The sequence below is a fragment of the Pseudarthrobacter sp. genome (assembly GCF_036675385.1).
Lineage (GTDB): Bacteria > Actinomycetota > Actinomycetes > Actinomycetales > Micrococcaceae > Arthrobacter.
Genome location: NZ_JAKFFD010000097.1, coordinates 1 through 5,440, shown reverse-complemented (window position 1 = coordinate 5,440; position 5,440 = coordinate 1). Strand labels below are relative to the sequence as shown.

General features: G+C 64.9%; 8 protein-coding genes. 5 read left to right on the top strand and 3 right to left on the bottom strand.

Annotation, left to right across the window (positions count from 1 at the left end):
• A partial coding sequence (locus V6M49_RS07860) for a hypothetical protein (RefSeq protein WP_332760776.1) occupies positions 1 to 767 on the bottom strand: 767 nt, incomplete at its 3' end.
• 63 nt (positions 768 to 830) lie between these two features.
• Positions 831 to 1,100, bottom strand: a complete 270-nt coding sequence (locus V6M49_RS07855; RefSeq protein ID WP_332760775.1) for a hypothetical protein — start codon at positions 1,098 to 1,100, stop codon at positions 831 to 833.
• Positions 1,101 to 1,223: 123 nt separating this feature from the next.
• Here V6M49_RS07855 and V6M49_RS07850 point away from each other — a divergent pair, with 123 nt between their 5' ends.
• The 4 genes from V6M49_RS07850 to V6M49_RS07835 all read left to right on the top strand — a co-directional run bounded on the left by V6M49_RS07850 (position 1,224) and on the right by V6M49_RS07835 (position 4,955).
• Positions 1,224 to 1,949, top strand: coding sequence for a hemerythrin domain-containing protein (locus V6M49_RS07850; RefSeq protein WP_141139732.1), 726 nt, complete (start codon positions 1,224 to 1,226; stop codon positions 1,947 to 1,949).
• A gap of 493 nt (positions 1,950 to 2,442) precedes the next feature.
• Entirely contained in the window at positions 2,443 to 3,135 is a 693-nt protein-coding gene (locus V6M49_RS07845) for a nuclease-related domain-containing protein (protein ID WP_332760774.1), read from the top strand.
• Positions 3,136 to 3,527: 392 nt separating this feature from the next.
• Complete coding sequence (locus V6M49_RS07840; RefSeq protein WP_332760773.1) at positions 3,528 to 3,731, top strand: hypothetical protein; 204 nt, start codon at positions 3,528 to 3,530, stop codon at positions 3,729 to 3,731.
• 39 nt (positions 3,732 to 3,770) lie between these two features.
• A complete protein-coding gene (locus V6M49_RS07835) occupies positions 3,771 to 4,955 on the top strand; it encodes a cation:proton antiporter (protein WP_332760772.1) in 1,185 nt (394 codons plus the stop codon).
• Positions 4,956 to 5,100: 145 nt separating this feature from the next.
• On the opposite strand, the gene V6M49_RS07830 is transcribed toward V6M49_RS07835, so the two are convergent.
• A complete protein-coding gene (locus V6M49_RS07830) occupies positions 5,101 to 5,223 on the bottom strand; it encodes an antitoxin MazE-like protein (RefSeq protein ID WP_332760777.1) in 123 nt (40 codons plus the stop codon).
• A 28-nt stretch (positions 5,224 to 5,251) separates the two neighbouring features.
• On the opposite strand from V6M49_RS07830, the gene V6M49_RS07825 reads away from it, so the two are divergent.
• Complete coding sequence (locus V6M49_RS07825; RefSeq protein ID WP_332760778.1) at positions 5,252 to 5,398, top strand: hypothetical protein; 147 nt, start codon at positions 5,252 to 5,254, stop codon at positions 5,396 to 5,398.
• The last annotated feature ends 42 nt before the right edge of the window (positions 5,399 to 5,440 follow it).

Genomic DNA, 5,440 nt, shown 5'->3' with positions numbered 1-5,440 from the left:
GTCCTCGCGGCGAATCTGGCCTCGTGCGGGAGCGTGTCCGTGGCCCCGAGAAGGCCTGCCCCGATGGCGACCGCACCGAAGATCTCGACGTGGTCGCCGGGCGGGATCGCTGCCAGGACCTGCCGCGCGTCCTCGTGGCTGACAGGCAGGGAGAGCCGGCCGTCCAGATAGTCGGCCCACGCCCACATGGTGCGCGGGTCGCGCGCGAGAAGCTCCCCTGGCTCGGCTTGCGCAGTGTGGTCCGTGTCCGGGGGGACGCGCTTCGGGGCCTCCGGACTCACGCCAACGCCCTCAGCTGGCTGGTCTGATCCGGAATCAAGAAGGGCCCACTCGTAGTTGACGCCGATCGACCGCCCCCGCGCGAAGTGGGCGTTGGCGATGTCACTGAGATCCCGGCTGCTCTTTTCCGGGTGGGTCAGCCGGATCCACTCGTAGTCCCATTCCTGCATGTCCCGTATGTGGCGGACTTGTTTGCTGGCACGCAGCTGGTCCGCGAGATCTTCACTGACGAGGGCCGGGCTGCGCGGGGTCATGACCGGTGGGGGCTCGAGTGAACGGGCCGGCTTCGGCGAGCGCGCCATGACCGGAGGGGCCGGAGTCCTGGCGAAGTGGACGATTGCCACGGTCAGCCCAACCACACCGAGAACGATCAGGAGAACCCACCAGTACTTGATGAGGACCCCGATCGCGACGAGAACGAGGAAGATGCCGAAGGGGCCAAGCCCACCGGCACCAGCGCTAGCTGAGCGACGACGTTTACGTGCCATGCTGCATGATCCCACCTGGCACCGACAATCTGTAAGGGCAAAAGTGGAGCCCGGATCCTCCAATCAGCGTTCATGGAGCCGTAGCCGGTAGCGTATACAAATCAGGTCCGCTTCCAGCTCGGTGCCGTCGGCAAGGACCGCCGTTGTCGGTGACCTTCGAAACGCATCCCGCGGACGGTGGCGGCGCTGGTCCTTCACGCCGGCAAGGGGGTCCTCGCCGAGCACAATCTGCGCGTACGCGGTCCGGGCAAGCTCCAGAGCTTCGGGGTCCACCCGGTGGATAGTGCGGACGGAGGATAGGAGCTCCCGGGACAGGGCCTCGAACGTCGCCATGCGTGCCCCTGCCTGTACGCCCGCCGTCGGAATCCGGATCCCATTGTGCCCCATGGGGGCAGCCGATACGATGCTGCCGGGGAGAGGTCCTCGTCTGCCGCAACGAGTGTTAGGGGCCCAGCAATGACCGACTTCTTCACCATGCAGCCCGGTGAGACCGCTGCTCCCCTGCCCCCAGGGCCCGTTCTGTGCACCGGGACGGCGGCCATGCGGCGCATCCACCGTTTCTTCCTGTGGGCGTATGACGAGGCGCCCGGGCTGGTGCGTTCGGTCGCGCCCGGAGATACCGCCCGTGCCGCTTACGTGGGCGAAGTCCTGGGGAACTTCGACAAAGTACTCCACACGCACCACGAGGGCGAGGACCTGCTGATGTACCCGCCGCTGGGAGAGAGGGCACCGGCGTGCGCATTGCACATCGGGCAGATGATCGCCCAACACAGGCAGGTCACAGAAAAGCTGGAGGTCATCGAACCTGTACGTCTTCGTTGGCTGCGGACCGCAGACGCAGAAACCGGCCGGGAACTCGCGGAACGCTACGAGGAGCTGTCCGCCATCCTCAATGTGCACCTGCGCCGCGAGGTCACCGAGATCATGCCCGCCGTGGACAGGGTGATGACCGAGGAGGAAATGAACGCGGTAGGGCAGCACGGAATCAAGAAGTTCGACAAGAAGTTCATGGTCGCCTACCTGGGGATGGTGCTGGCCACGAATCCGCCCGCAGACCGGAAGGAACTGTTCAAGGAGATCCCCGCGCCGGTCCGCCTCGCCTACAAGCTTGTGGGGCGCAGGATGTATCGGAAGCAGTACTCCATGCTGTTCCCGGGACGCGAAGTTCCCGAGACCCTGTAGCTTCCGCCTGCCACCACGTCGGCCGATGAAGCCGGCGACGGACAGCACCTGCTGATCCTGACGGACATGGCGGAGGCGCTGCTGGCGACGCCCGAAGGCGCGAGGCCGGGGTGTCTCGGGGCCGGTTCGGCGCCCGGAACGGAGCGGTGGAACGGCCGACGGCGGCTGTTGAGTCGCGCGGGACGTTCCGGGTTCGAAGTCAGTCTTGGGCGGCTTTGCTCGCCGTTCGCAGGTCCGGAGCGCGGCACACCCTGAAAATTCTTGCGGTGAGTGAGGATTGAGCCATGGGAAAGCGCATCCGAGGCCTAACCGCCGCGATCTACAAGCAGCCTCCGTCCGTTCCGGCGATCCAAGTTCCAGCCTCTTGAAGCAGATGAAGCTCCGGTATTCCGGAGCGTGTCGGCTCTGCGGTGCGTCTCTTCCGGCCGGGACTGAGGCAATCTATGAGAGCGAGACCAAGACCGTCCGCTGTTTGCAGTGCCCCATCGAGGCCATGGAAACCATGTCCCCCGGCCTGGAAACACCTTGTGAGGAGTCGTTGTCCACTGAGCCCGGAGTAGCCGGGTCGTCCGCACGACGCGAATATGAGCGCCGCAAGGCGAAGGACGAGGAAAAGATCCGCGAGAAGTGGGGCCGCTTCGGCGGCCTCGCAGTCGCCCTATCTGACGAGCGCCAGCCCACCAAGGCCTGGGATCGAGGCGCGGTAGGAGAGGAACGCCTCGGCGCTCGTCTGAATGCTCTGGGCGCCAATGGCCTGGCTGTCCTCCACGACCGGCGAATCCCCGGCTCGAAGGCAAACATTGACCATATCGCCATCACCCCCGGTGGAATCTGGGTGATCGATGCCAAGCGGTACAAGGGACGGCCTGAACTGAAGATCGAGGGTGGCATCCTTCGCCCACGCGTTGAGAGGCTCCTCGTTGGCCGGCGTGATTGCACGAAACTGGTCGAAGGGGCGCTCAAACAGGTCGACATCGTGCGCGACCTCGTTGGGGATGTTCCGGTCACCGGGGCGCTGTGCTTCGTCGAAGCAGACTGGCCTCTGATCGGGGGCGCATTCGCCACTCGCGACGTTCACGTACTCTGGCCGAAACGGCTAGCCAAAGTGCTTACGGACCAGACAGCCGGCGACGTTGATGTGGCGGCGATGCGTGAGTTGATAGCCTCGCGGTTTAAGTCTGCGTGACATCAGCAATCAATGTTTCGAAGCACGGTAAGGGATCGGCTACGCCCGCAATGCCATCTACGCAGTCACCGGGATGGAATTGATGGGACAGGCAGTTGGGAGGTCCTAGCTCTAACTGTCAGTCCGGGGCGGCAGGTGCCAGTTCAGGGTTGCTCGGGCCCGCCCCGTCCTGCTGACGAAGCCGTCGTCGGTGAGGCGTAGAGGCTCCGAACAACAGCCTCGCCCTTGATGTAGTCCTCGTCCTTAGCCACCATCCACTTCCAGTGGCCGCCACAGGAACCGCGTATCGCTCAACGTCATGCGCCCACTACGGGTTGCTGTGGCCATGGCCAGGCGCGGCGCGGGTGTGACAGCATGAGTCCACTATCCATACGCGCCGTGGAAAGGCAGCAATGGGCGGCAATTGCGCCCACGTGGCATCGGACCTGAAGAAGATCAAGGAAGGCAAGAAGCTCTCGCCCATCCTGATGGTCAGGGGTGACTTGGCCAGGGGGATTCCCGCGCAGGTGGCCGATGGCTACCACCGGGTGTGCGCAAGCTATTACACGGACGAAAACACCGACATTCCACTCAAACTGGCCGACGCGCCCCGCTAACCGCCGCAAACGAACCGCAACGCCGGTAGAAGGAGGGACGTGTCGTTCTTTCAGCTTTCGCTGATCGGCGCGGTCGCGCTCCTAGGTCCGCTGCTGGCGCTATCCCAGAAATGGCACCTTCCCGTGGCGCTGGGGCAGTTGCTGGCTGGTATCGCCATCGGGCGCACGGGTCTGGGACTGGTGGACTCCTCGGATCCCACGTTCACCTTTGTGGCCGACGTCGGGTTCGCCCTCATCATGTTCGTCGCCGGGACGCATGTCCCCGTGCGGGACCAAGCCATCCGCCCCGCACTGGGTGGTGGCGCCCTGCGTGCCGGCATCGCCGCAGTGCTCGCGGCCGCCGTCGGAATCGTCATTGCCTTTGCCTTTGGCACCGGACATGCTCCCCTTTACATCGTTCTGCTCGCTTCCTCTTCGGCAGCTTTGGTCATGCCGATCGTCCATTCGCTGCGGCTGACGGGACCAAAGGTCCTGACGACGACGGCGCAGGTGGCGGTAGCAGACATCGCCTGTATTGTGGCGCTTCCGCTTGCTGTCGACCCACCCAATGCGCCGAGGGCAGCCGTCGGGGCAGCCGTCGTCGCGGCGTGCGCTGCGGTCCTATTCTTTGTCCTTCGCTGGCTGGAGCGCAGCGGCACGCGCGGACGGATGCATGACGTGTCCGAGGACCGGAAGTTCGCCTTGGAACTCAGGATCCAGCTTGCCTTGCTCTTCGCGCTCTCCGGGCTAGCCGTCGCGGGCCACGTGTCCATCATGCTGGCCGGGTTCTCCTTCGGCCTGGTGGTCGCAGCGGTAGGAGAACCCCGGCGACTGGCCCATCAACTCTTCGCCGTCAGCGATGGCTTTCTAGGGCCGGTGTTCTTCGTATGGCTGGGCGCATCGCTTGACTTGCGCACCCTTGCGGGAAGCCCCACTATGATTCTCCTCGGGATTTGCCTAGGGTTTGGAACGCTGCTGGTCCATGGAAGCCTGCGGCTACTCGGCCAGCCTCTGCCGCTCGCAGTTCTTGCAGCATCCCAGCTGGGAGTGCCGGTTGCCGCCGCCACAATCGGCTCCCAATTGCACTTGCTGGAACCGGGAGAAGCCGCGGCCATTATCCTCGGGGCCCTCATCAGCATCGGGGCGAGCACAATCGCGGGCTCACTGGCCGCCCGCACGTTTACGCAGCCCGCGCCAGCGCCGGCAGACAAGCCATCCGAGGGCGGCCCGACCGTGGCTCCGTAGCCAATGCCGGTGCGCACGGACCCTAGGGAACCGGTCGGCGCGGGCCTTGGAGCGGACTGTGGGCAAAGAAGACAATGGCAGCGTAGCCGGTAGCAAGGACAACCAAGCTGCCCAGCCAACCGGCTGACAGGACGCCCTCACCCCATCAGCACGAAGGCCTCCTTCGCGATCCAGGACGGCTACCGGGTCTTATCGGTGGTTGAGCCACCATGGCTTGCCGGCGCGCTTCACGCTGGAATTCTTCCGTGCGGGCGTCCGGCACCCACATTTGAATCTGTCGGAAGCCACGCTCACGCATGGCAACCAACGCCGAGCTCGCCATGTTCAAGCTTGCGAAGCGTATAGCGCCTGATCCCGGCAGGGGCGTCCACCATGATGCGGCCCGCCCGGATGAGCCGGCCCGGGGCTACCGCAAGGCCGGCAGTCTGTGGACCTCGAGCTAGCACTATGGCAGGAGAAGTTCGACGCCCTGGACTCCAGCCGGC